The 20580-nt window shown below is 60.9% G+C and carries 28 protein-coding genes; 18 read left to right on the top strand and 10 right to left on the bottom strand.

Annotated elements, in window-relative coordinates; all coding sequences use genetic code 11:
• Positions 1–2610 (top strand): heavy metal translocating P-type ATPase, encoded by a 2610-nt coding sequence (locus P0592_RS19570; RefSeq protein WP_276274328.1) that lies wholly within the window; start codon positions 1–3, stop codon positions 2608–2610.
• Entirely contained in the window at positions 2565–2783 is a 219-nt protein-coding gene (locus P0592_RS20310; RefSeq protein WP_473092249.1) for a DUF7123 family protein, read from the top strand. The genes P0592_RS19570 and P0592_RS20310 overlap by 46 nt, the downstream gene beginning before the upstream one ends.
• A 14-nt stretch (positions 2784–2797) precedes the next feature.
• On the opposite strand, the gene P0592_RS19565 is transcribed toward P0592_RS20310, so the two are convergent.
• Positions 2798–3532: a S16 family serine protease gene (locus tag P0592_RS19565; protein ID WP_276274327.1), complete on the bottom strand. Its 735-nt coding sequence runs from the start codon at positions 3530–3532 to the stop codon at positions 2798–2800.
• Between the two features lie 147 nt (positions 3533–3679).
• On the opposite strand from P0592_RS19565, the gene P0592_RS19560 reads away from it, so the two are divergent.
• Complete coding sequence (locus tag P0592_RS19560; protein WP_276274326.1) at positions 3680–4213, top strand: hypothetical protein; 534 nt, start codon at positions 3680–3682, stop codon at positions 4211–4213.
• Between the two features lie 84 nt (positions 4214–4297).
• On the opposite strand, the gene P0592_RS19555 is transcribed toward P0592_RS19560, so the two are convergent.
• On the bottom strand, positions 4298–4930 hold the full coding sequence (locus tag P0592_RS19555) for a plastocyanin/azurin family copper-binding protein (RefSeq protein WP_276274325.1): 633 nt from the start codon (positions 4928–4930) through the stop codon (positions 4298–4300).
• Positions 4931–5046: 116 nt separating this feature from the next.
• On the opposite strand from P0592_RS19555, the gene P0592_RS19550 reads away from it, so the two are divergent.
• Genes P0592_RS19550 through P0592_RS19540 form a run of 3 tightly spaced genes read left to right on the top strand, consistent with a single transcriptional unit; the run spans position 5047 to position 5967 of the window.
• Complete coding sequence (locus tag P0592_RS19550; RefSeq protein WP_276274324.1) at positions 5047–5397, top strand: ArsR/SmtB family transcription factor; 351 nt, start codon at positions 5047–5049, stop codon at positions 5395–5397.
• Positions 5398–5399: 2 nt separating this feature from the next.
• The gene (locus P0592_RS19545) at positions 5400–5687 is read left to right on the top strand and encodes a DUF7521 family protein (RefSeq protein ID WP_276274323.1); all 288 of its coding nucleotides are present in this window, start codon (positions 5400–5402) and stop codon (positions 5685–5687) included.
• Positions 5688–5691: 4 nt separating this feature from the next.
• Positions 5692–5967: a DUF7521 family protein gene (locus tag P0592_RS19540; RefSeq protein ID WP_276274322.1), complete on the top strand. Its 276-nt coding sequence runs from the start codon at positions 5692–5694 to the stop codon at positions 5965–5967.
• 11 nt (positions 5968–5978) lie between these two features.
• Here the strand turns inward: P0592_RS19540 and P0592_RS19535 are convergent, their stop codons facing one another.
• Genes P0592_RS19535 through P0592_RS19525 form a run of 3 tightly spaced genes read right to left on the bottom strand, consistent with a single transcriptional unit; the run spans position 5979 to position 7706 of the window.
• Complete coding sequence (locus P0592_RS19535) at positions 5979–6884, bottom strand: universal stress protein (RefSeq protein ID WP_276274321.1); 906 nt, start codon at positions 6882–6884, stop codon at positions 5979–5981.
• A gap of 29 nt (positions 6885–6913) precedes the next feature.
• A complete protein-coding gene (locus tag P0592_RS19530; RefSeq protein WP_276274320.1) occupies positions 6914–7447 on the bottom strand; it encodes an SRPBCC family protein in 534 nt (177 codons plus the stop codon).
• Between the two features lie 16 nt (positions 7448–7463).
• Complete coding sequence (locus tag P0592_RS19525; protein WP_276274319.1) at positions 7464–7706, bottom strand: hypothetical protein; 243 nt, start codon at positions 7704–7706, stop codon at positions 7464–7466.
• Between the two features lie 377 nt (positions 7707–8083).
• Here P0592_RS19525 and P0592_RS19520 point away from each other — a divergent pair, with 377 nt between their 5' ends.
• The 3 genes from P0592_RS19520 (at position 8084) to P0592_RS19510 (ending at position 11235) form a co-directional block, all read left to right on the top strand.
• Entirely contained in the window at positions 8084–9487 is a 1404-nt protein-coding gene (locus P0592_RS19520) for a permease (protein WP_276274318.1), read from the top strand.
• Positions 9488–9616: 129 nt separating this feature from the next.
• Positions 9617–10225: a helix-turn-helix transcriptional regulator gene (locus tag P0592_RS19515; protein WP_276274317.1), complete on the top strand. Its 609-nt coding sequence runs from the start codon at positions 9617–9619 to the stop codon at positions 10223–10225.
• Between the two features lie 347 nt (positions 10226–10572).
• On the top strand, positions 10573–11235 hold the full coding sequence (locus P0592_RS19510) for a hypothetical protein (protein WP_276274316.1): 663 nt from the start codon (positions 10573–10575) through the stop codon (positions 11233–11235).
• 49 nt (positions 11236–11284) lie between these two features.
• Here the strand turns inward: P0592_RS19510 and P0592_RS19505 are convergent, their stop codons facing one another.
• A complete protein-coding gene (locus tag P0592_RS19505; RefSeq protein WP_276274315.1) occupies positions 11285–12028 on the bottom strand; it encodes a DUF4396 domain-containing protein in 744 nt (247 codons plus the stop codon).
• A 325-nt stretch (positions 12029–12353) separates the two neighbouring features.
• On the opposite strand from P0592_RS19505, the gene P0592_RS19500 reads away from it, so the two are divergent.
• The 9 genes from P0592_RS19500 (at position 12354) to P0592_RS19460 (ending at position 16695) form a co-directional block, all read left to right on the top strand.
• Complete coding sequence (locus P0592_RS19500) at positions 12354–12650, top strand: hypothetical protein (RefSeq protein WP_276274314.1); 297 nt, start codon at positions 12354–12356, stop codon at positions 12648–12650.
• A gap of 62 nt (positions 12651–12712) precedes the next feature.
• Positions 12713–13066: an SHOCT domain-containing protein gene (locus tag P0592_RS19495; protein ID WP_276274313.1), complete on the top strand. Its 354-nt coding sequence runs from the start codon at positions 12713–12715 to the stop codon at positions 13064–13066.
• 92 nt (positions 13067–13158) lie between these two features.
• A complete protein-coding gene (locus P0592_RS19490; RefSeq protein WP_276274312.1) occupies positions 13159–13575 on the top strand; it encodes a DUF302 domain-containing protein in 417 nt (138 codons plus the stop codon).
• A gap of 6 nt (positions 13576–13581) precedes the next feature.
• Positions 13582–13935, top strand: a complete 354-nt coding sequence (locus tag P0592_RS19485; protein WP_276274311.1) for an SHOCT domain-containing protein — start codon at positions 13582–13584, stop codon at positions 13933–13935.
• A 122-nt stretch (positions 13936–14057) separates the two neighbouring features.
• Complete coding sequence (locus P0592_RS19480) at positions 14058–14366, top strand: thioredoxin family protein (protein ID WP_276274310.1); 309 nt, start codon at positions 14058–14060, stop codon at positions 14364–14366.
• 11 nt (positions 14367–14377) lie between these two features.
• Positions 14378–15133 carry a plastocyanin/azurin family copper-binding protein gene (locus P0592_RS19475; protein WP_276274309.1) on the top strand — a complete coding sequence of 252 codons (756 nt, stop codon included), beginning with the start codon at positions 14378–14380 and terminating at the stop codon, positions 15131–15133.
• A 242-nt stretch (positions 15134–15375) separates the two neighbouring features.
• A complete protein-coding gene (locus P0592_RS19470; RefSeq protein ID WP_276274308.1) occupies positions 15376–15597 on the top strand; it encodes a hypothetical protein in 222 nt (73 codons plus the stop codon).
• Positions 15598–15726: 129 nt separating this feature from the next.
• Positions 15727–16095 carry an SHOCT domain-containing protein gene (locus P0592_RS19465; protein ID WP_276274307.1) on the top strand — a complete coding sequence of 123 codons (369 nt, stop codon included), beginning with the start codon at positions 15727–15729 and terminating at the stop codon, positions 16093–16095.
• 9 nt (positions 16096–16104) lie between these two features.
• Entirely contained in the window at positions 16105–16695 is a 591-nt protein-coding gene (locus P0592_RS19460; protein WP_276274306.1) for a hypothetical protein, read from the top strand.
• 56 nt (positions 16696–16751) lie between these two features.
• Here P0592_RS19460 and phaC read toward each other — a convergent pair whose 3' ends face one another.
• The 4 genes from phaC to P0592_RS19440 form a co-directional block, all read right to left on the bottom strand.
• Entirely contained in the window at positions 16752–18080 is a 1329-nt protein-coding gene (gene phaC, locus P0592_RS19455; RefSeq protein WP_276274305.1) for a class III poly(R)-hydroxyalkanoic acid synthase subunit PhaC, read from the bottom strand.
• 24 nt (positions 18081–18104) lie between these two features.
• The gene (locus P0592_RS19450; RefSeq protein WP_276274304.1) at positions 18105–18743 is read right to left on the bottom strand and encodes a MaoC/PaaZ C-terminal domain-containing protein; all 639 of its coding nucleotides are present in this window, start codon (positions 18741–18743) and stop codon (positions 18105–18107) included.
• Between the two features lie 142 nt (positions 18744–18885).
• Positions 18886–20124, bottom strand: a complete 1239-nt coding sequence (locus P0592_RS19445) for a tyrosine-type recombinase/integrase (protein ID WP_276274303.1) — start codon at positions 20122–20124, stop codon at positions 18886–18888.
• The gene (locus tag P0592_RS19440; protein ID WP_276274302.1) at positions 20121–20579 is read right to left on the bottom strand and encodes a hypothetical protein; all 459 of its coding nucleotides are present in this window, start codon (positions 20577–20579) and stop codon (positions 20121–20123) included. The genes P0592_RS19445 and P0592_RS19440 overlap by 4 nt, the downstream gene beginning before the upstream one ends.
• Between the last annotated feature and the right edge of the window lies 1 nt (position 20580).

Genomic DNA, 20580 nt, shown 5'->3' with positions numbered 1-20580 from the left:
ATGAGTCAGCGGACAAGCCACATCGATATCCAGGGGATGAGTTGCGCGAACTGTTCGCAAACCATCGCCGACGCGCTCGGGTCGCTCGACGGCGTCTCGGAGGCGAACATCAACTTCGCGACCGACGAGGGCTCGGTCGAGTACGATCCCGACGAGGTTTCGCTGGGAGAAATCTACGACGCCATCGAGAACGCGGGATATTCACCCGTGACCGACTCGGTGACGATCGCTATCACCGACATGTCGTGTGCGAACTGCTCGGAGACGGTGCAGGACGCCCTCGAACGGACGCCCGGCGTCGTCACCGCCGACGTGAACTTCGCCACTGACGAGGCACAGGTCACGTTCAACCCGGCTGAGGCGGAGCTCGCGGAGTTCTACGACGCCATCGAGGGCGCCGGCTACTCGCCCGTGCGAGAGGATAGTGAGGGCGAAGACAGCTCGGGTGGTGACGCCAGGGAAGCCGCTCGACAGGAAGAGATCCGGCGACAGCTGCGGCTGACGCTGTTCGGCGCGGCGCTGTCGGCACCGTTGCTGTTCTTCCTCGTCGAGAAGTTCCTGCTCGGCGGGGGCGTCCTTCCGGAGACGATTCTCGGTATCGAGTTCGGCTGGGTGGAGTTCCTGCTGGCGACGCCGGTTCAGCTGGTGCTCGGCTGGCCGTTCTACAAGAACTCCTACAAGGCACTCGTCAAGAACGGCCGCGCCAACATGGACGTGCTCATCGCGTTGGGCTCGACCACCGCGTACGTCTACTCTGTCGCGGTGCTGCTCGGCGCAATTGCCGGCGGGCTGTACTTCGACACGGCGGCGCTCATCCTCGTGTTCATCACGCTCGGGAACTACCTCGAAGCCCGTTCGAAGGGACAGGCCGGCGAGGCGCTGCGCAAGCTCCTGGAGATGGAGGCCGAGACGGCCACCATCATCGACGAGGCGGGCAACGAGGAGGAGATCCCGCTCGAAGACGTCGAGGTGGGCGACCGGATGAAGGTCCGGCCCGGCGAGCAGATTCCGACCGACGGCGTCGTCGTCGACGGTCAGAGCGCGGTCGACGAATCGATGGTGACCGGCGAATCCGTTCCCGTCGAGAAGAGCGAGGGCGACGAGGTCGTCGGTTCGACCATCAACGAGAACGGCGTCCTCGTGGTTGAAGCGACGAAGGTCGGGAAGGACACGGCGCTACAGCAGATCGTCCAGACGGTCAAGGAGGCCCAGTCCCGCCAGCCCGACATCCAGAACCTCGCCGACCGCATCAGCGCGTACTTCGTGCCCGCAGTCATCGCGAACGCCGTGCTGTGGGGCGTCGTCTGGTTCCTGTTTCCCGAAGCGCTCGCCGGGTTCGTCGACTGGCTCCCGCTGTGGGGTCTCGTCGCTGGTGGCCCCGCAGTCGCTGGCGGCGGCGTCTCGGTCTTCGAGTTCGCCGTCATCGTATTCGCCTCCGCAGTCCTCATCGCCTGTCCCTGTGCGCTGGGGCTGGCGACGCCCGCCGCGACGATGGTCGGGACGACGCTCGGCGCGCAGCACGGCGTCCTGTTCAAGGGCGGTGACATCCTCGAACGCGCGAAGGACGTGGACACGGTCGTCTTCGACAAAACAGGGACGCTCACCAAGGGCGAAATGGAACTGACCGACGTCGTCGTCTTTGACGGTGACGGCCAGCCCGTCGCGGACGGTGGAGAGCCGGCCGCTGACGGAGGTCAGCTAACGGCGCGTGACCGGCTTAGCGAGGAGGACGTGCTGCGCCTCGCAGCCACCGCCGAGAGCGGGAGCGAGCACCCGCTCGCCCGCGCCATCGTCGACGGTGCGGAGAACCGCGGTATCGACGTGGCCGACCCCGACGAGTTCGAGAACGTTCCCGGTCACGGCATCAAAGCGATGGTTGGCACCAGCGAAGTCCTGGTCGGCAACCGGAAGCTGCTCCGGGACAACGGGATCGATCCCACCCCCGCCCAGGATACCATGGAACGCCTCGAAGAGGAGGGGAAGACGGCGATGCTCGTCGCCTACGAGGGTGAACTCGTGGGGGTGGTCGCGGACGCCGACACGGTCAAGGAGAGCGCGAAGGACGCCGTGAGCCAACTGCAGGAGCGCGGCGTCGACGTGATGATGATCACGGGCGACAACGAGCGCACCGCTCGTGCGGTGGCCGAGCAGGTGGGCATCGACCCGGAGAACGTCCGCGCGGAGGTCCTCCCCGAGGACAAGTCCGACGCCGTCGAGGCCATTCAGGACGAGGGCCGGAAGGCGATGATGGTGGGCGACGGGGTCAACGACGCCCCCGCGCTCGCCGTCGCGTACGTCGGGACGGCCATCGGCTCCGGGACCGACGTCGCCATCGAGGCCGCGGACGTCACCCTGATGCGCGACGACCCGGTCGACGTGGTGAAGGCCATCCGCATCTCGGACGCGACGCTGGCGAAGATCAAGCAGAACCTCGTCTGGGCGCTGGGCTACAACACCGCGATGATTCCGCTCGCCTCGCTGGGACTGCTCCAGCCGGTGCTGGCGGCCGGCGCGATGGCGTTCTCCAGCGTGTCAGTGCTGTCGAACAGCCTGCTGTTCCGCCGATACACCCCCGACCACGACTACAAGCTCCTCGGTCGCCTCCGCTGACCGCCACTTCCCCGACCGATGTCCAGTTTTCCCGCCAAACGGTGTGCGCGTATCTCGTCGAGACGGCCAGCTCCGAGCCGACGTATCTCCGTGCTCGTGACATCGCCAGCGAGTTAGACGCCTCATCGAAAGCTGTCGCACAGTACCTCGAATCGTTGCCTGCGTTACCCTGAACTAATAACGACGGTCACAGAATACGCTCGAGTGCATCCTCGATCGACGCGGCCGTGACGACACGAATCCCCCGAACCGACACGTCAGAAGAACCGCCATCGGGGACGATCAGTTCCGTCGCTCCGAACGCTCGTGCTGCCCGGGCTTTCCCTTCGATTCCCCCGACTGGCAGCAGTGTCCCTTCGCCGTCGACGACGCCCGTGATGAGTGTCTTCCGAGAGAGGGACTGCCGACGGAGACCCGCAATCAACGCGACGGTGAGCCCCGCCTCCCAGCTTTTCCCCCGGAGTGTGAGGACGTCGCTGGACGGCGTCTCGAACGTCACATGGACAGCTGTGTCTGCGAGGCTCCCCTCTGTGACTCTGGTCGCCGTTTCGGCTGCCTCACGGAGCGCGAGCTGGAGGTCGTGACGAACCTCGAGATTCTCGAGGTCGACGAACAACTCTCCATCCCCAGTCGAAAACGAAAACGTGACAGGAATAATGAGACCGCCGTGAGACGGATCGACTGCCGGGAGATAATACTGTACCTCCGCAGGAAGCGTCGCACCACCTGCGAGTGTCGCCAGCGATTGAACCCCTCTGCGGGAACGTGTGAGGCCAAGAATAGCACCAGCGCCTCCGACACTTCCGATACCGAGTCCAGTCAGGAATCCTCGCCGTGACAGGAGTTCGTCCTCGATACGACCGACGACATCGCTCTCCCTATCGGACGGGAGACCAGTCGCGGTGCGGTCGTTGGAAGCCATGGTACTGTGTCGAACTGGGACGATCCAGCTTCGTGCTACTGACTACCAGGCACACAGCAATAAATGCTCTCCGGGTGTGGCCCCGCGTCGAAACGGGTACGTCTATCCCGATTGCCTCTAAGTATCAGGTATGTCCCCGAGTGAGCTATGACGCGTCACTATCCATCACTCGTTGGCATCTCCGTGTTAAGTGCCGTCGTGACGGGGCTAGGCGTCTGGCTCGCCTTTCTGGCCGAACTCGCTCTTCTTCCGGCAACGACGAGTACGACGTGGACACTACTGGTTGGGTTCGTGGAGGAGGCGTTCATTCGATTCCTCCCGTTGATTCTCACGTTCTACGCCTGGAGTTACTGGCGAGGACGACTCCTCTCGAAGACTGAAGGATTGTTCGCCACTATCGCGTCAGGACTCACTGTCGCCGGACTGGAGATACTGCTCAAACTCGAGTACTTGACACAATTGGAGACGACTGTCAGATTCGATTCGCTGTTCCTGCCGTTGGTGTTTGTGCACCTCCCGTTCGCACTCCTCGCCGGACGATTCGTCTACGCGCTCGGAGAACGGATTCACGGAACCGCGGCAATTGGATTCCCGTCGCTCTCTCGACGAACGGGGGCACTACTGATACTCGGATATCTGGTCCTCTCCCTCGCACACGTCGGGTACAACGTATTTGCCTGACCCGAGGAGTAGAATCACGACCGGGATTAGTCAGCCCAAATTTCGGACAGTGACAGACAGCCCGGCAACTGACCGATGGGGTCGTTAGTGGTCGTCGCCGAGGGCCGTCCGTACCATCTCGTTCAGTTCGGTGAGCTTCTCGCGGACGCGCTCGGGCTTGTCGGCGGGTGGTTCCTCAAGGGCGACCTGTTCGTGGGGGTCCGGTTCACCGACGATGACGGTGCCGATCATTCCAAGCGATTCGTGGGGCGTGCAGTAGTAGTGGTAGACGCCCTCAGTCTCGAAGGTGTGTTCGAACGTCGCGCCCTCGTCCGAGACGATGCCGCTGTCCCAAGCCGTCGCCCCGTCCGGGACGAGTTGGGGTTGGTCGTTGTCCGGGTGGTAGGCGGTCGTCGAGTGACTGCCGCTCTCGTTCGTCCAGGTGACAGTCCCGCCGACGTTGACGCGCACGACGTGCGGTTCGAAGTGGTACCCACCGTCTTCGGTGATCATCCGAACGTCGGCGGCGTCGCTTGGTGCACCGACTGCTTCGTCGTGACCGCTTTCTTCGTCGCTGTGTCCCGACTCGGTGCCGGCATCATCGTGAGGAGCCTCAGTCGGCGTTGCATTCGCTCCTCCACCGTCGCCGTTCTGCGTTCCGGTACATCCGGCGAGCCCCACGACCGCCGCGCCGCCAGTCAACTGGAGCATCCGTCGTCGCGTGAGTGAGTCGGTCATAGCATCGGTCACCTTGCAAGTGGACCTACACACCCGGAAGATATAGTCCGGCAAGCAGATTTGCTGGGTCAGCAAATCGCCGTTTCTTTATATACTGTTCCGAAGAAACGTCGACTGTGAGTGAGGAGCGAGATGTCTCGGGGATCCTCGCCATCCTCGACGACGACTATGCACGCGCGATCCTCGAGGCGACTCGCCGAAACCAGATGTCAGCCAAGGAACTCAGCGACGAATGCGACATGTCCGTTTCGACAGTCTCCAGGCGCGTCAATACGCTACTGGAGTACGATCTACTCGTCGAGCGAACACACATCGATCCCGATGGTCACCACTACAGTGAATACGAAGCTCAGCTGGACCGCGTCGAGGTCGAACTCTTGGAATCAGGGTTCGACGTCCGTATCGAACTCAGAGAAGATGCGCCTGACCGGTTCGCCCGTCTCTGGGACACAATGAGGAACGACTAACCATGCACATCGGCCTCGTCATCGCAAAGCTCGTCACGATGGCGCTCGGGTTCATCATCGCGTTTCAGGCCTACAGAGGGTACCGTCGAAGCAACAGTCAATCGATGCTGTATCTCGCGATCGGCTTCGCCATCATCAGTTTCGGAGCGATCATCGAGGGTATCTTATTCGACGTGGTCGGGCTGACGTTCCACAATGCAGGGACAGTGGCGACAGCGATCGTCGCGATCGGCATGCTCACCATCCTGTATGCATTGTACGGTCGTGATTCACAGAGGGTGGGGGAGTGAATAGATGGTTGATACGACAACGGCAATCCTGCTCGCCGTCCGCTTGATCGTCCTCGGCCTCGGCGTCCTGATCACGTACTACAGTTTCGAGGCCTACCGACGAACGGGGACGGACTATATGCGAAATGCCGCAATTGGATTCGGTATCATCACTATCGGTGTATTCATCGAGGGAGTGCTTTTCGAGTTCGGAGGCCTCGATCTCGCCGTCGTCCACATCATCGAATCGGTCGCTATCGGGCTCGGCTTTCTGGTTCTACTCATATCTCTCCGCCGGTAGCTCGGACGTGTCTACGCTCCTCGAACGGTCAAAACCGGCACATCCGAACTCCGGAGAACCCGTTCAGTCACACTCCCAACCAGCTGTCGTGAAAGGCCGGATCGACCGTGCGTTCCCAAAACGACGAAGTCGATGGAGTGCTGTTCGCAGTAGTCCAGTATTGATTGATGAGGAACGCCGTGGTGAATCTCGGTGACCGTTGAAACTCCGTCGGCATCGGCCTGGGACCGGACGTTTTCGAGTATTTTCTCTCCGCTTTGCTCCAGCACCTGCTGTAGTTCGTCCCACGTCCACCCCGGACGAGACGCGTACGCACCTCTATCGACGACATAGAGCACATGGAGTGTTGCCTCATACGTCCGAGCTAAATCGAGCGCATGCTTGACCGCTTCCTGTGCTTGTTTGCTCCCATCGGTCGGAACGAGGATATTCTCGAAGTCTTCTAGAAGCTCGGAATCCGACATCTCTTCAGTCGGCCCCGATTTGACGCTGAGGACGGGCACGTCAACAGTACGGACGACTCTGGCCGTGACGCTCCCCAACAGGAATCGGTCGAGTCCTGTATGTCCTCGAGTTCCCATGCAGACGAGGTCGATGCCAGCATCAGTGATATAGGACGCAATCTCCCGTGCTGGAATGCCACGCCGAATTTCCGTTACCGCGTCCAGTCCCTGTTCTGAGGCTTGAGTGGCGATTTCCTGGGTAGCGGCATCGCCGGCATCGTACCACGTGTCCGTGAGTGTCTCCAGATCCGTCTCGATGGCGGTCAGTTCGAGCTTTCGTTCGATGGGGGAACTATCGATGACGTGGAGGGCGTGGACAGTCGCATCGTATCGTCGAGCGAGACTCAGGCCGTACCGAATTGCGGGCTTGACGTGATCACTTCCACCGGTTGGGATGAGGATGTCGGTGTACATGGTTGTAGTGGTAAGGCCGATTGATTGTGCTAGGGACGTTCCCCCGTCGGTTTGGACGATTCCCGAACGGCTGACTCGATGCGGTCTTTGAAGAAGACGAGCTCCTTGTTGGTGTGGTCGTAGAGCTTGGCCTTTCGATCGAGAGCGGTCGTGAACAACCACTTCAGCAGCCGGCCGCGGCGGTTGTTCGAGAAGTCCATCCAGACGGCGTGCGACATCCGGGTTCCGTCGTCCGTCTCTACGAGTCGTATCGTACCGCCCTCGGGGATCCGAACGGTGACGAGTCCGCGGAGGAGCGGATAGTACGCCGTTCCCGTCCAGACCGCCACGTTGGGGTGGTCGATGTACTGGAATCGGCCGTGGAGGTCGGCGAACATCCCGGCGACCTCTTCGGCCTGATGGAACGTCGCCCCTTCACGGGGGCGGTTGTCGGGCGTGTCGTATTCGAGTCCGTAGTGTTCTTCGGGATTCGACGCCGTCCAGTGAACCGGGTCGGTCACGTACTCCCAGATCTCCTCGGGGTTGGCGTCGATGATGATTTCGGCTTTGTCGGTGACGTACATGGATTGTCTCCTCGTATTATCGCGCGAAGACGTTGTACAGCCACGCGAAGGGGTACGCGATGACGAAGCTGACCACGGCGGCTTCGACCATGCCGGCCACGGTCCCGACGACCGTTGGCTCGAAGAACAGGTGCCACTGTTCCATCATCGTCACCGCGCCCTCGTAGACACCGATCGCACCGAACACGCCGAGCAAGAGCATGACGACAGCGGAGACAACTGCGGCAGCGCCCGCGAGTGCCAGCGCGTCAAGCTGCATCGCTTTAGCCGGGGCTTCCGTACTGTACGCGTCTTGGGAGGTGGTAGTCGTGCTCATATGTAGAGATACGCTTGACTCATTCAATCGACTTTCTCTTACAATTCGAAAGAGTAGCACTTCAGTCGGAGCCTCACCGGATTTCCGTATGATAAAAGTCGGAGATGGGAGCTCTGTCCGTAACTCTGATCATCCATGGAGAGCGCAGCGATCTTCGAACAGAGGACCAAAGCGCGCGGTCTAGGATTCTTGAACTCCCATACTAGAGCGGGCACCCAAAACTCCCTTCTTATTCTACTTTCGAATGTAAGTTTTCGAGTTGCCACGGCACCATATTCTTAAGAAAAAATAACAAGATAGATGCTTACGATTGAGTACGTATGCAAGCCGCCCTGCTTGATGGAATCCTCGAGTCGTTGCGGATCGGTGTCGGCTTCCTCTGGACGGCAGCCTGGGCAATCATCATGGGGCTGATGATCACGAGTCTCGTCCAGGTCTACGTCTCGAAAGAGCGGATGGCGCAGGTCCTCGGAGAGGAGAACCTGAGCGGTCTGACGAAAGCAACAGTGTTCGGTGCGGCGAGTAGCGGCTGTAGCTTCGGCGCGGTCGCCATCGGGAAGGGCCTGTTCAAGAAGGGGGCGCACGCGGTAAACGTCCTCGCGTTCATGTTCGCCTCGACGAACCTCATCGTCGAACTCGGCCTGATGATCCTCATTCTGCTGGGCTGGGAGTTCCTCGTCGCGGAACTCCTCGGTGGCGTTATCCTCATCGCGGTGATGGCGCTGCTTGTCCACTTGACTCTCCCTGAGAACCTCTTCGACGAAGTTCGACAGGAGCTGAATCAACGTGATCAAGAACACGGTGTCACCGAGGACCCGACCTGTGGAATGGAAGGGAAAGACGAGTACTCGCTGACGACCGACGGTGGCGAGACGCTGAAGTTCTGTTCGGCCGGGTGTATGGAAACCTACGAACAGGAGGCCGCCAGCAGCGGCGGCTGGCGTGACGAACTCCTCTCGTGGGGCGGCTGGTACAAAGTGGGCAATCAGTACCGCAAGGAGTGGTCGATGATCTGGAAGGACGTGATCGCGGGCTTTCTGATCTCGGGGTTCGTCATCGTGTTTGTCCCGCAGTGGGTGTGGAACGCACTCTTCCTCCAGGGAGAGGGACTCCTGGTGAGCGCCGAGAACGCCATCATGGGCGTCGCGATCGCCGTCATCAGCTTCGTCGGGAGCATGGGCAACGTACCGTTCGCCGTCGCCCTGTGGGGTGGCGGCATCAGCTTCGCCGGCGTCATCGCGTTCGTCTACGCCGACCTCATCACCATCCCCGTCCTGAACGTCTACCGGAAGTACTACGGCTGGACCGTGATGCTGTACATCCTCGGCGTCTTCTTCGTGACAATGGCGTTCACGGGCTTCCTCATGGAGGAACTGTTCAACGCCCTCGGCATCGTTCCGAACCTCGCCGGCGGGCAGACGGCGTCCGAACAGACGTACTTCGAACTCAACTACACGTTCTACCTCAACATCATCGCGTTCGCCCTCTCTGGGTTCCTTCTCTACGTCTACCGACGCGGACTCGGTGCGCCTGGTCAGTACCGGGACCCGGTCTGCGGAATGCGAACTGACGATAGCGGGCCGAGTCTCACCCACGACGGTGAAACGTACTTCTTCTGCTCGAAGCGGTGCGAGCGCTCGTTCGAGAACCATCCCAACGAGTTCGCCCACCAGCATCCAGAGGTTGGAGGGACGGGGTCTTCACAGAGCCATGAGCATCACTGAGCACCGCGTCTCGACTCCGAAGAGCGTGCGCGGCGTCTGGGGTCCTTCGAGGCCAATCACAACTGGTACAGTACCATCCGGCCAATTCACCGGCATGAACGAATATCACAGGAAATCGAGGTGGGATGGATGAATCGACGGCGAGCCGATGCAGTCGTCGGGCTCCTTGTCGCTGCTGTCGTTGTCATCGGTGGGGTGCTCAGCTGGCAAGCATACCAGCAACAGCAGGCGTTCGAGCAGATGGGGTCGATGATGGGGACGTCGATGGGAGCAGTTCACGGCACGAATCCGCTCTGGTACGTCCTCGGGACCATCCTCGTGTCGGCTGTTCTCGGTGGAGGGTATCTGCTGATTCGCGACGACGTCACCAGCACGGAGGCAGTCGATCGGCAACGGAGTAGTGCATCAGAGGATGTCGACCAGGGGAGCCCTAGCTCCGGGTCCGACTCCGAACCGTCGATCAACACCGCCCATTCGAACGACACCATCAATCCAGAAACCCAGCCTCGGGCCCGCGTGCTGGACCTCTTACCCGACGACGAACGGCGTATCCTCGAACCGGTTCTCTCCTCGCCAGGCATCACGCAGATCGAACTCAGGGACCGATCGGACTTCTCGAAGAGCAAGGTGAGCCAGACGGTCAGCGCCCTCGAGAAACGCGGCTTACTATACCGTGAGCGCCAGGGACGGACCTACCGGATCTACCCGAGTGACGACCTGAAACAGACGCAGAGTTAGCACCTGCGAGCGCCTGTCGAACAGTTTTGTAGCTAGACGTCGTATCAACGCTCATGTGCAATCGCCACGTCGCTCACATAATTGCGGACTACGAAGCGGCGAGGCTCGACGAAGAGGAGGAGAGGACCGAAGAATCCGAGTCCCGTGATGGTGAACAGACGACGAGAGCGCAGCCCGGATTGCTGGCAACTCTCAGAAGTCGCCTCGCTCGATAACTCCAGACCTGACAAAGCCGACCTCATTCGTAGTCGAGAGGGATGTCTGGGTTAGGGAATCTAACCGCTCAGAGCCAGCGCTTCTGATTTGAAAGAACAACTGCAATCAATCATTCCAACGTAACTCAGTGTATGAGAGCGGATGCCCTCCATCCCGATCCATTCGATGACAGTGACAGTGGAGATTCGGGCCACCAGCCGTTGCCCGCCTCACTCGCACGAATAACGGCGATCGGTGCGTACGCACTCCTCGCCGGCGTCCTCCTAATGGGACTGTCCTTTTTCACGAATCCGGTTCCCGATCCGTCCTTTCCGTGGGCGACACTCCCCGACTCGTTCAGAGTCGCCTACACGCAACCCCGGATCGAACACTGGCCGGTCACCTACACTGTCGGCCTATGGCTGGTCGTCTTCACACTCCCGCTGGTGCTGTTGCACGGCTACCACCGATACGAGTCACGACTCTCGGTTCGGCCGAGTACGTGGCTCACAGCGCTGCCCGTGACGGTGATGCTCGCCTTTACCACCTACTGTCGGTTCTTCTGGCCCAAGCTCCAGCCGCCGACGTGGAACGCCCCTTCGTACACACTCGTCTGCTGGGGCTACTGCTCGACGTACGACCCGCTCTGGAGCAACCTTGCATACGCGGTGGCAGTCGTCGGCGTGGGTGCTACGTACCTCGCGTATCGAGAGTCATCATACGCGAAACACACGCTCGCGACGTTCGGGCTCCTCGCGTTCCCGCTTGGTCTCCCAGCTGTGTACGACGCCTATCGGCGCCACGCACGGAGCTGAGACAGGCGTATCGGGGGCTAGATGTGGACGCCGAGCGGTCCTAACGTCACTAATCGGCGGCCTGTACCTGTCCGCTCGACTGACTCTGCCCCATCTCGGCGGGGTTCTTCATGCCCTCCTTGACGCCAAAGTAGACGAGTGTGGCGTTGACCGGGTACGCGAACACGAACCCGACCGAGAGCGAGAACACCAGTGCACCCCAGAATAGCAGGTCGGAGATGTGGGCCTGACTGGCGATAAGCAGATCCGTCCCGATAGCCGCGATCTCCATGATGGTGATGCTCGGCGTCTCGCTGTAGAGGGCGTCGAGCATCGCCTCCCCGAAGCTGACCCCCTCTTGCATCAGTGGCCCAACGGTGAGCGCGTACCCGAACAGATATGCGAGCGCGAACGTTCCTGCCGTGATGACGAGCGAACTCCCGAGTGCGAGGAGCCCCGCGAGGAGGACGAATCCGAGGACTTCACCGGCACCACAGCCGGAGTAGCAGTGGGCGGTCGAGCGGAATCCCCGCCGCCACAGCGAGTCGTTGCTGATCTGGGTCCGCCCGGAGTACCAGTAGACGGCCAGCCCGAACGGCCCGGAGTAAAGGACGACGAGCGTCCACACCCCTTTCATCAGCGACGGCAGCGCCTGATTGCGCTCTCGGATGTCCCACCAGAGGGTACCGACGGACCCGAGCACGAAGAGTGCCCAGATACCCATCACGAGTGGATCCGAAAGGATCGGTTTCATGACGTGGCGAACCGGTGCGAGCGCGTGTTCGAGTTGTGTGAGGAGTCCCTGAAATAGCATAGTTGACGAGATTGCTGCGATAATTCGAAGCTGTACGCTGCTGCCGCGATTCGATGAATCGTTACACGACCTAGTTGGGGAGGGACCTTTTCTGCAGTTGTGGTTAACATTCCAAAGCGCGTCGTCTCAGCCTTCTCGACCCTTCGGTCGCCACCTGAGCGTACGGAGGGATAGTCCACCCCACCGATTTCAGCGGGTATGAACGATTCCATTCCTGAAAAACGATTAGAACGCCCTATACACGTTCTCGAACGTTCTCCTGCGCGGATTCACACCCATCGTGATAACTCCCGACCGGTCCTACGAGTAACCGAGGAGAAAGACAATGACCAACTACAAACTCGGCGGCTGGCTGCTCGTGGTGCTCGCTATCGTCGGACTCGCGTTCGTCGCGCCCGTGGTCAGCGCACACGGAACCGACACGACCGCTGACGACGCGCCCCCGTACGATGGGACCGCCGACGACTGGGCGGCCTGGATGGAGGCGCACATGACCGACCACATGGGCCCCGGTAGCGTCGAGTGGATGGAGTCGCACATGGGTGTGACCGTCGACGAGATGGCCCAGGACATGGCCGACGACGACTACGACGGCGGAATGTACGGGCAGGGCCACTGCTGACGGCCCCTGACCGTCCCGAACGCATCGAATAAACACTGAAACACACCACCCAACCCACGATCATGACGCAATTCATCACTAACCTCGGACGCACTGCTCGGCGACTCGCGATACTCGCCGTCCCGCTACTGGTCGCGACGACCGGATCCGCTGCGGCCCACGGCGGCGGGAGCTACGGTGGTGGCATGATGGGCGGCGGCTGGGGGCTCTTCGGTGGCGCGATGGGTCTCTGGGGGCTCCTCTGGATGGGATTGCTCATCGCCGTCCCGCTCTACCTCGTGTTCGCGCTCACGGGACGTGACGGTGACCGATCCGACGAACGACCGCTGTCCGTCCTTCGAGAGCGCTACGCGCGTGGCGAACTCTCGGACGACGAGTTCGAACGGCGGCGCGAACAGTTAGAACGTGCTGGGTGAGCCATGCGGTATCGGTTCCGGCATGGTGAACCACCCTGCGATGACCGAATCGGAACCCCACTACTAAGTCCACAAACGGAGTACCCTATTGCATGACGTACACAATACAAACGGCAGTGTCCGCCGAGTTCGACGACGTCGTCGAGACGACCATCGACGCGCTCAAAGACGAAGGCTTCGGCGTGCTCTGCGACATCGACGTGCAGGCGACGCTCGAGGAGAAACTCGGCGAGGAGTTCCGACAATACCGCATCCTGGGGGCATGCAACCCACCCCTCGCGCACGAGGGATTGACCGAGGAGATCGAACTCGGTGCGCTCCTGCCATGTAACGTCATCGTCTACGAAACCGACGATGGCGAAATCATGGTGAGCGCCGTCGACCCCCAACAGCTCGTCGGGATGGCCGACAACGAGGCGCTCGACTCGATTGCGACCGAGGTTCACGACAGATTCGAGCGCGTCCTCGCGAGCATCGCCGAAGACCTCGAATCACCGTCGGAGGCCTGAGAGCCGATGTCCTCGTCGAACCAGCTCGACACGACGACCATCGTCCTCCTCATCCTCGGGGCGATCATCATCCTGCCCCTCCTCACGATGGGGATGGGCTTCGGTGGGATGATGGGCTACGGCGGAATGATGGGCGGATACGGGACGACCAGTGGCTGGTGGCCGCTCGTCGGAATGCTCGTCCAGCTGGTCTTCCTCCTCGTCATTCTGGGCGGGGGCTACCTCGTCTTTCGACGCGTGACGGACTCGCAGTCAGCTCAGAATCCCGCAATGGAAGAACTGCGGATGGCGTACGCGCGCGGCAACCTGACCGACGAAGAGTTCGAGGCGCGTCGAGACAGGCTCGAACGCTCGGAGTAGTCGGGTCGACCACCAACGCCTGGTCACCCACGTGCCCATCCTTCGAATCTGAAATCCAAGACGGACACAGCTTTCGATGATTAATAGAAATGTGCTAAAAGCACAAAACCATACTAACCACTATGACCGAGGTAATCCTCTTCACGCAGGAAACCTGCGGGGCGTGCGCAACGCAACGGGAGAAAAACGAGGGTATCGAGGCGGCGTACCCGGACGTCGACTTCCGGGAGATCGATATCCAGACCGATCTGGAGACGGCCGAGAAGTACGGCGTCCGAAAGACGCCGACGACGCTGGTGTACGCGGACGGGGACCGGACCGCCGAGTTCATCGGCATCGTCGATCGAGACGAGCTGGAGGCGGCTATCGAAGACGCAGACCAGCAATCGGCCGGACTCACGGAACGGCTGGCCAGCATCATACGCAGATGACGAAAAACCAAATGACACAGATAACGAACTACAGTAGACGGCAGTTTTTGGGAGCGCTCGGGGCCGGCACGGTCGCGACAGCGGGACTCACCCGGACAGCCACTGCCCAGGAGCAGCCCGTCGTTAGGATGGGGAACAACTACTTCGACCCGATTGGACTCCACGTCAAGCCCGGCACGACCGTCAGGTTCGAGATTGCGGCCGGAGCACACTCAGCGACGGCCTACGAGAGTCGGATTCCTGATGCCGCCACTGCATTCGATAGTGGGGTCATTTCGTCTGGGGGATTCGAGCACACCTTCGAGGAACCGGGCACGTACGACTACTACTGCATCCCGCACAAGTCGATAGGGATGGTCGGTCGCATCGTCGTTGGCAGCCCTGGCGGTCCGGCCGAAGAGAGCCCGATTCCAGACGGCGACGTGCCGGACAGCGACACGATCGTCGAGCGAGGCGCTGTCGCGTACGGGTCGAGCGCGGGCAGTAATGGGACTCCTGGTGATGGAATGATGGGTCCAGGAATGGGTCGTGGGCCCGGAATGATGAACGGCGGCTGGGGCGGCGGACTGCCGTTCGTCGGCGGGGCACTCGGAATGCTCGGACTAGTCGGCGGATTCCTCTACTGGGCACTGCGTCGGGGAGATGCGTCTTCACTGGGAGATGATTCCGCGATGGAAACCCTCCAGCGACGATACGCACGCGGCGATATCGACGAGGAGGAGTTTCAGCGACGACAGGAGCGGTTAGGAGAGGATCAGCCAGACTGAGCACGTATAATCAGAAGAGAGTGGTGAGCACGGCGATTTATGCCGGTCCCCACCCTACGTTCTAGGAACCATGGTTCGGTGCTACATCTGTGAGTCACAGTGTGCCAGCGACGACGAGGTGTTCGTCTGCGAGCACTGTGGAATCACCTGCCACCAGCACTGTATGGCGAAATACGACACCGACGTCTGTCCAAAGTGTGTTGGTGAGCCGATGATCGGAGCGATCGAATTCTAATAGCACGATGGCTACGACTGTCGAACTCCCCGACGCCGACGAGACGTGTGCGTACTGCGGGTCGAGAATCTTCGATCACGATCCCATCTGTGTTCGAGACTGCACCGATGATTGCGGCTCTCCCGCGTACTTCTGTAACTACGCGTGCCTCTCCGTGTACATCGACGAACACGACCTGACGACGGGCGACGCGTGCGAGTGGTCACCCGACAAAAACGACTGCTGCTGAGCGGCTTCGCTTAGCTAACGACGCGGAGCAACATCGTATCTGTCTCCCACTTTCAGGCCATTCCCGGAGCAGTACTGGCAGCCGACCAACTTTATGCCCGTAGTCGACGAACGTCTCTACTGGTATACCATGTCGACAGAGCGCTCCTCCGACGGCCTGCTCCGCATCGTCCTGATCGTCCTCGCGGTGATCGTCCTGTTCCCGATGCTGATGATGGTCTTCGCCGCCCCGATGATGGGGATGATGGGCTGGTGGTGGGGCGGCGGCACGGCCGGTGGCCTCTCGCCGCTGTGGGGCATCGGGATGATGCTCGTCTGGCTCGTCGTCCTCGTCGGCATCGGCTATCTCCTCTATCGCGGCCTCGTCGGTGGTGTCGGGTCGTCCCTGACTACTGACAGAGCACTCGAGGAACTCCGCGTCGCGTACGCACGCGGCGATCTCTCCGACGAGGAGTTCGAGGAACGGCGGGCGAAACTCACCAGCGAGGAGTCGCAGTAGTCTGTAATCATGGCCCCGACAGTACAGCGGCGCGAGTTCCTCACGACGCTCGGAGCCGGCCTCGCAAGTCTCTCGGGCTGCGTCGGCAATCTCCCGGGAAGCAGCGGCGGCGTCGATCGAACGATCTACGTCGGCGCGTATCACTGGGGGTTCGTCATCGTCGACGAATCCGGGGAGGAACAGGACCGCATTAGCCTGCAACGGAACGATGTTCTGCGTGTCGTTTCGTTCAACACGCTCGCGAGTCAGGCCGTCCAGTCCCTTCCGCCGACGATCCGAGACACCCTACCCGACCACGAGGCCCTCGAAGAACGAAATACGGAACGAATCCCGGCCCCATCCGACGGCGACTTCCACGAGCTACTCGAAGAAGCAAACGAGCAGTACCCAGATCATAGCCTCGCGATCATGCCCTCCGGACAGGTCCACATGGGCGGCGGGATGATGATGCACCCTGTCTCACTCCCCCAAAATGCCACCAGACCCATCGTGCGACAGTTAGGAGCGACGCAACGGGGCGATTACACGCTGAGCTGCCTGACCTACTGTGGCTATGGACACCCATACATGGAAATCGACGGTGGAATCGTCGTCACATAGGGATCCGTCGGAGATATCACCGAGGTAACTGTCCGGGAAACAGCGCGATGAGCGAACTAGCTGGAGAGCTGTTGGGCTTGCTCGACCCACGACGACACTCGTGAACCACTGATACCCAGTCGCTCGGCGAGCGCGGCCGGATCCGAGCCTGCGAGCATACTCACCGTAGAAATTCCGGCGTCGTGGAGACGCTCCTCGTACGCCGGCCCGATGCCGTCGAGCTTCTGTAACGACTGTTCCTGGTCGGGTCTCTCTGGAACCTCGCTCGCGCCGGTCGTATCTGATCCGTGGGTCGAAGTCACCGACCGTTCCCGGAACCACGTCGCCACGCGGGGCCACAGTTCCGCGTGGGCCTTGCCCGAGACGGCCATTCCGACGTGCCCAGTCGGGAACTCGTAGATGTCGGTGTCCTCGCTCGGGATCACGTCCGTGAATGGTTTGCTGGCCCCCGGTGGGATGAGGTGATCGAACGAGCCGATGATCTGTAAGACCGGTATCGTGAGGTTCTCGATGTCGACGGGGTCGCCATCCAGTACCAGTTCGTTCCGGTAGAGAGCATTCGCCTGGTAGATGTCCTCGATGAACTGGCGGTAGGCCTCGCCCGCGACGTCGACCCCGTCACGCACCCAGCGTTCCATCCGGCCGAAGTTCTCGACGGCCGTCTTGTCGTCGAGATTGTCGAACAGGATCGTGTACTTCCCGAAGTAGGTATCGACGGGATTTATCTGGGCGAAACCAGCCGCGAGAAACTCCGCCGGCACGTTCCCGTAGGTCTCGGTGATCGCTCCCGGGTCGAAGTACTCCTCGCTCCCCCACTGTTCGAGAATACCACCTGTATCGTCGAAACACAGCCCCGTCGCCATGAGGCCGAGATTGCTAACCTTCTCGGGATGGAGCGCCGCGTATATCGTGCTCAGTGTCCCGCCCATGCAGTAGCCGAGGACGTTGATCTCGTCAGTTCCAGTTCGCTCTCGGACGACGTCGACGCAGTTGTCGATGTATCGATTCACGTAGTCGCCCAGCGTTAGCGACGCGTCGAGTCGGGACGGTTCCCCCCAATCGATGAGATAGACGTCGAAGCCATCCTCGAGGAAGCGTCGTACGACGCTCTTGTCGGGCTGGAGATCGAGGATATAGGGGCGATTGATCAGCGCGTAGACGACGAGTAGGGGCGCGTCGTGCCGGTCGTCGGTCAGGGGTTCGTAGTGCAAAAGGTCGAGTTTGTTCTCCGAATAGATGACCTCACTTGGCGTCTGCCCGACCTCGACAGAGGCGAGGTCGTCGAGGCGTTCCGGAAGGAAACGTATCGTCTCGACGGCATCTGCGCTTCTTTCGAGCGTTCGACGCTGCAATTCGAGAGGCGCTGTAAATGGGTGCATGGCCATTACTGGTGTCGAACGTGCTGGTGATCACTCCGGCATCGGATCGATCAAAACCGTCGCTGTTCCGTCCAACACGATTTCGTCGGCGTCGTTCTCGATTCGAGTTGTGAGGCGATACCGGGCACCGTCGAGGTCATCGACGATTTTACATCGAGCCGTCAGTGTCTCGCCGATGTCCACGGGCTGTTGGAACTCTAGGTTTTGCGAGATGTAGATCGTGAGCCCGGGAAAGCACGCCAGTGCCGCGCTGATCAGTCCCGAGACGAGTGTCCCGTGGACGATCCGGTGGCCGAACCGGGTCTTCTCCGCGAACGCATCGTTGAGGTGGAGGGCGTTCGTGTCGCTGGTCGCTTCGGCGAATTTCCGGACGTCGTCGTCCGTAATCTCCTTCGAGAAACGGACACTGTCGCCCTCTTGGAGCGACGTGGGGTCTGCAATATCGATGTCAAATTCACCTTTCGCACGGCCGTATGGCAGACGAGGGATGATGGCACCGCCTGTCTCGATGAGGTGAGGGTGTGGCGTCTCGACGTACTTCTCGGGAGCGCTATCGAACAACGCTTGGCAGTCGTTCGAGCAGAAGTGGAACGACTCGCCTTCGTACTCGGTAGTCGCTTCGGCAGATTCGGGTGGGATTTCCATCCCACAGACGGGATCGACTGGCATGGGTACACTGAATTGATGGCTTGTTCACGGTCGAGTTCGGGGTCGGAATCGTTCAGTCGGTCTGCTAGAGAGTAACGTAGTCACTCACTATCAACGTACGTGTCGCTCACAGCATCAACCGGGAGCAACTGTAGAGGGTGGGTCACGTCCCTATGTGGTCAACCTCGTCGAGAGCTTCAGTCGCCACGTCTCCAAGCTCGCCCGCTTCGATGTGGGAATAGCGCTCGCGAACCATCTCCTCCGAATTGTCGAGATATCGGGCTGCGACTGTATAGCCAAACGCTCTGACGAGGACCTCTCCCATACCTCGCCGACCGCCGTGAGGAGCGAGATAGTCGTGTTTCGGGTGATCAATGTCAACCTCTCCTTCCTCGGAGAGTCGTTTGAGAATCGACCGCGCGCCATCAGTCGTGATAGAAGGAGGTCGGATATCCTCCTCAAGCGTAAGTAAAAGGTCGCGAGCGAACTCATCACGGTACTCGTCGATGGCGTCCGGTTGTAGCCCTCGGTCAGCGAGCTCCTCTCGGACGTGCGTCGCGAGTGTCCGCTGATCGAACGTTGGGAACACTGGCCATCGGTCCGCTGGCGGATCCATCAGTTTCCGGTAGCTCCGCAGCGGCGAAATCACCGGGTCGGGGAGACTCGCGGCGTCCCACTGCTGTTTCTTCCGGTAGACGTCCATACTCCCGTCGTCGAGGGAGAGATCCTCCCAGCGGACACCGCGCCGGCGTGGGTCGTTCGGATCCCGGAGGAGTTCCCCGACGCGAACGGCGGTGTACGCGAGGACGAACACCAGAGCCCGGTCACGAGCCGCCTTCAGCGCCGCGTAGCGCGCTCGCTGCTTGTCTAGGGAGTCAGTGTCCTCCGGGAGTGTCGTGTACGTCTCGATGGCGTCGCGGGCCCGTTCGTCGACGTGGCGGGTGAGTGCGTGGCGCTGCTCGGACGTCCAGGCCTGCTGGTCGCCGGGCTTGCGACCGTCGTCCTCCGGCAACGGCGCCATCGCACTCGCTCGCTGCGCGTAATGCGCTTCGAGGTACCCCTCGTTGACACACCAGCCACACCACGCGGAGATATAGCGATAATAGGTTTGTACCGTGTTCTGCTTGAGTCCGCGATCTCCACTGAGATGCCGGGCGTACTCCCGGAAGACGCGTTCGTCGAGATCGTCGAAGGTCGGCTCCCGGTCGACGTCGTCGGGAACGATCCCGGTCCAGTCGTCGTCACCACGGTCGCCGGCGGCCCACTCGGCAAACCGCTCCAGCTCACGCGCTGCGTTCCGTCGATAGTTCCCGCCGTCGCCACCACGACCCTTCCCCTTGTCCTGGAGATACCGTTCGAAAGAGCTCGCAAGCGACCGGTCGGCGCGTTCTCGTGGTGTCATGAGTCCTCGTTCCCGTACTGGTAGGTTGGACGGACATCCTCGAGGAGCGCTTCGATGATCTCCCAGAGGATTAGCGAGGGGGTCTCGTGGTCGAACGTGATTCCCCAGCGATCTTCCTCATCGTCGGCTGCGTACTGGAAATGCGTTCGTCCGAGATCTGGATGGTCTTCGTCCTGGTGCCAGCCAGCGTGAAAGCCCGTGTTCGGGTCGGTGTAGTTGATACGGAACCAATCGTGGGGGTCCTGTCGATACCACTTGATGGACAGTTCTGGCGACTCAGGCCCTATCGAAGGAGAAAGGCGGGCCGGATCAAAACGGGCCCGCAGCTGCTTGGCCTCGATATCATCAGGAACGAACTCGACCGTCGTGATCTGTGGTACACGATCGAGGACGTCCCGCTTCAGCTGGGCGTAGAGGTTTGCGTTCGGGTCGCCACCGGGATGCGGGACCGACATC

The sequence above is a fragment of the Haloarcula litorea genome (genome assembly GCF_029338195.1).
GTDB classification, from domain to species: Archaea; Halobacteriota; Halobacteria; order Halobacteriales; family Haloarculaceae; genus Haloarcula; species Haloarcula litorea.
Note: the sequence above shows the minus strand (reverse complement) of the source record. Positions and strands in the feature narration are given on the sequence as shown.

Excerpts from the sequence above, each read along its gene's own strand:
- P0592_RS19555 (WP_276274325.1), bottom strand. The coding sequence starts at position 4,930 with ATGACCGACTCACTCACGCGACGACGGATGCTCCAGTTGACTGGCGGC.
- P0592_RS19525 (WP_276274319.1), bottom strand. The coding sequence starts at position 7,706 with ATGCAGCTTGACGCGCTGGCACTCGCGGGCGCTGCCGCAGTTGTCTCC.
- P0592_RS19545 (WP_276274323.1), top strand. The coding sequence starts at position 5,400 with ATGCACATCGGCCTCGTCATCGCAAAGCTCGTCACGATGGCGCTCGGG.
- P0592_RS19460 (WP_276274306.1), top strand. The coding sequence starts at position 16,105 with ATGGCCCCGACAGTACAGCGGCGCGAGTTCCTCACGACGCTCGGAGCC.
- P0592_RS19440 (WP_276274302.1), bottom strand. The coding sequence starts at position 20,579 with ATGTCGGTCCCGCATCCCGGTGGCGACCCGAACGCAAACCTCTACGCC.
- P0592_RS19570 (WP_276274328.1), top strand. The coding sequence starts at position 1 with ATGAGTCAGCGGACAAGCCACATCGATATCCAGGGGATGAGTTGCGCG.
- P0592_RS19515 (WP_276274317.1), top strand. The coding sequence starts at position 9,617 with ATGAATCGACGGCGAGCCGATGCAGTCGTCGGGCTCCTTGTCGCTGCT.
- P0592_RS19485 (WP_276274311.1), top strand. The coding sequence starts at position 13,582 with ATGTCCTCGTCGAACCAGCTCGACACGACGACCATCGTCCTCCTCATC.
- P0592_RS19510 (WP_276274316.1), top strand. The coding sequence starts at position 10,573 with ATGAGAGCGGATGCCCTCCATCCCGATCCATTCGATGACAGTGACAGT.
- P0592_RS19535 (WP_276274321.1), bottom strand. The coding sequence starts at position 6,884 with ATGTACACCGACATCCTCATCCCAACCGGTGGAAGTGATCACGTCAAG.
- P0592_RS19565 (WP_276274327.1), bottom strand. The coding sequence starts at position 3,532 with ATGGCTTCCAACGACCGCACCGCGACTGGTCTCCCGTCCGATAGGGAG.
- P0592_RS19445 (WP_276274303.1), bottom strand. The coding sequence starts at position 20,124 with ATGACACCACGAGAACGCGCCGACCGGTCGCTTGCGAGCTCTTTCGAA.
- P0592_RS19560 (WP_276274326.1), top strand. The coding sequence starts at position 3,680 with ATGACGCGTCACTATCCATCACTCGTTGGCATCTCCGTGTTAAGTGCC.
- P0592_RS19490 (WP_276274312.1), top strand. The coding sequence starts at position 13,159 with ATGACGTACACAATACAAACGGCAGTGTCCGCCGAGTTCGACGACGTC.
- P0592_RS19475 (WP_276274309.1), top strand. The coding sequence starts at position 14,378 with ATGACACAGATAACGAACTACAGTAGACGGCAGTTTTTGGGAGCGCTC.
- P0592_RS19530 (WP_276274320.1), bottom strand. The coding sequence starts at position 7,447 with ATGTACGTCACCGACAAAGCCGAAATCATCATCGACGCCAACCCCGAG.
- P0592_RS19470 (WP_276274308.1), top strand. The coding sequence starts at position 15,376 with ATGGCTACGACTGTCGAACTCCCCGACGCCGACGAGACGTGTGCGTAC.
- P0592_RS19500 (WP_276274314.1), top strand. The coding sequence starts at position 12,354 with ATGACCAACTACAAACTCGGCGGCTGGCTGCTCGTGGTGCTCGCTATC.
- P0592_RS19540 (WP_276274322.1), top strand. The coding sequence starts at position 5,692 with ATGGTTGATACGACAACGGCAATCCTGCTCGCCGTCCGCTTGATCGTC.
- P0592_RS19520 (WP_276274318.1), top strand. The coding sequence starts at position 8,084 with ATGCAAGCCGCCCTGCTTGATGGAATCCTCGAGTCGTTGCGGATCGGT.
- P0592_RS19450 (WP_276274304.1), bottom strand. The coding sequence starts at position 18,743 with ATGCCAGTCGATCCCGTCTGTGGGATGGAAATCCCACCCGAATCTGCC.
- P0592_RS19480 (WP_276274310.1), top strand. The coding sequence starts at position 14,058 with ATGACCGAGGTAATCCTCTTCACGCAGGAAACCTGCGGGGCGTGCGCA.
- P0592_RS19495 (WP_276274313.1), top strand. The coding sequence starts at position 12,713 with ATGACGCAATTCATCACTAACCTCGGACGCACTGCTCGGCGACTCGCG.
- phaC (WP_276274305.1), bottom strand. The coding sequence starts at position 18,080 with ATGGCCATGCACCCATTTACAGCGCCTCTCGAATTGCAGCGTCGAACG.
- P0592_RS19505 (WP_276274315.1), bottom strand. The coding sequence starts at position 12,028 with ATGCTATTTCAGGGACTCCTCACACAACTCGAACACGCGCTCGCACCG.
- P0592_RS19465 (WP_276274307.1), top strand. The coding sequence starts at position 15,727 with ATGTCGACAGAGCGCTCCTCCGACGGCCTGCTCCGCATCGTCCTGATC.